1 protein-coding gene and 1 pseudogene are annotated in these 1,806 nt (G+C 43.9%); one reads left to right on the plus strand and one right to left on the minus strand.

Annotated features, from left to right (window positions below):
- Positions 1-1,123: 1,123 nt before the first annotated feature.
- Positions 1,124-1,414: a hypothetical protein gene (locus tag L4D06_RS25320; RefSeq protein WP_429742243.1), complete on the minus strand. Its 291-nt coding sequence runs from the start codon at positions 1,412-1,414 to the stop codon at positions 1,124-1,126.
- A gap of 190 nt (positions 1,415-1,604) precedes the next feature.
- On the opposite strand from L4D06_RS25320, the pseudogene L4D06_RS25325 reads away from it, so the two are divergent.
- A pseudogene (locus tag L4D06_RS25325) lies at positions 1,605-1,806 on the plus strand (hypothetical protein); the annotation flags it as partial.

Here is a 1,806-nt window from a genome sequence, read left to right on the forward strand (position 1 = left end):
ACTCTTCACTGGGTTTTTCCCATTTTTCTTTTGGGAGTGGTTTTGACCATTCATTGATATTTTCTGGCAATGGCTTTTTATTCAATTTATCAGTCCACTCTGAAACCATGTATGGGATCTTCCAGCATGCGAGAATATGATAGAAATAATATGARAATAAGGTGAAATAAGAGTCTGCTGGGTCGGTGAATTTGAAYGAYRCCCACTTTCTCGGWCCTTTTAKGAATTTAGACCAGATAYGTTTRCGCTCGGCATCAAACATGGCKCGGTCTTCTTTGACAAATGGYCGYGATCTTGGCCAKTTTTTCTYTGGCTCATCCATRTATGTACGCATGGTTTCCCATTTTCTTTGCGCCTCACCCACTGAGTATACTGGTTGGCGTAAMAGCCAATAATCTTTGCCATCGGGTGTCGGAATGGCAATCCCAAATGTATAGGTGGTCATGACGTTGGTGCCCGTCGTGCCTCTTGTTAARGCAACCCAAGAAACAACTTGCTCCCAAGGTGCGATCACTGGGGTATTGCTACCATCTGGGTAATAGCATATTTCGCGCCGTTGGCGATGAAAGCGAATGGGGCGTTGACGTGCATAATCGAACGATGTCTTGATGGTGACGAACCATAYGACKCCACCGAATACGGCATAAAATATATAGAGGACAGCCTCTATTTCTCTGAAACCTTTTAGGAGGGCATCGAAAAATGAACCGCTATAAATAAAGCCGCCATAGATAAGTACAATCAAAGTAAAGAAGCCAACGGCATTGATACATATATGCCCCAGTTGAACTTGAAATGCTTTGCCTTGGCAACGTGCGCCAACATCCATATAGGTATCATTGATGTCGAGTATTTCTGAAGASGGCACWRYRTCATCGTCTTTCAAGTAATACGCAGGCATGGGCTTCGGTGAAAAAAAGACAGCTTCCCCTGACAGAAATTTTCGGCGCTCGCCTGCCTGAGGTTCTTTTTGCTTTAAGTTGAGTTCTTGGTTTTTCTTTTTTTTCCAGAGCATGTCAATCCGTCGCCATRATAATGTKTTGGGTGTTTATCTCCCTTGGGTAAATAGGCAACCCAAGTATTAGAGGCTCATTGGGCTGACTTAGTTGCATCCAAATCTGTTCTAATGTGTCGATCCCATTACGCCTCCATTTCTCCAAAGCAGCCAGACAGGGATACCGAGGCTCATCAAGAACAGTAACCACATTTGCTGGGTTTGGAAAATCATGCCACCTTCGCCACCCACTTCAATGTAACCTCTGGGTTTCTGATGTTTTGAGGTAACTTCGACCAGTAGGTCGAGATACTCAAGATTTTGGCGAGCAACGAAACGGGTGATGAAAGCAAGGGACGCGCCAGTTTTAAATTCCCATAAAAACAAATAGTTATGTTTGATTTGGAATTGACTGAGCAAGGGATTGCTTGTAGTTCGGGCGAAAAGTTGCTCGCTGAGCAAGATTTGGCCGAAGTATAGAATGAGGGAATGGTGACAAACATCGGATTGTGCCTGCGTTAATTACATCACCGACACAGTGATCAGACACTTCAAATTCATTTCATACTGGTAAGATTCAGCAATAAAAACGCCATTGTCAGGGAACGAAATGGACGACATAACATTTTCAGTGGGTGCAGTAACCTTCAAATATTCGCTCACTCACGAGCAAAAGAAATTCTTACGTCTCACACAAGAAACCACCGTTGACCTCAATCAATGGCCGGTATTTGCGGATCATATTACCGACACAATCCATGCAGCGATCCCTGATGAACTAAAGCTACCCACAGAAAAACAGCTCAAGTACG

Origin of the sequence: Enterovibrio makurazakiensis (assembly GCF_050336585.1) — a bacterium.
Classification (GTDB): domain Bacteria; phylum Pseudomonadota; class Gammaproteobacteria; order Enterobacterales; family Vibrionaceae; genus Enterovibrio; species Enterovibrio gelatinilyticus.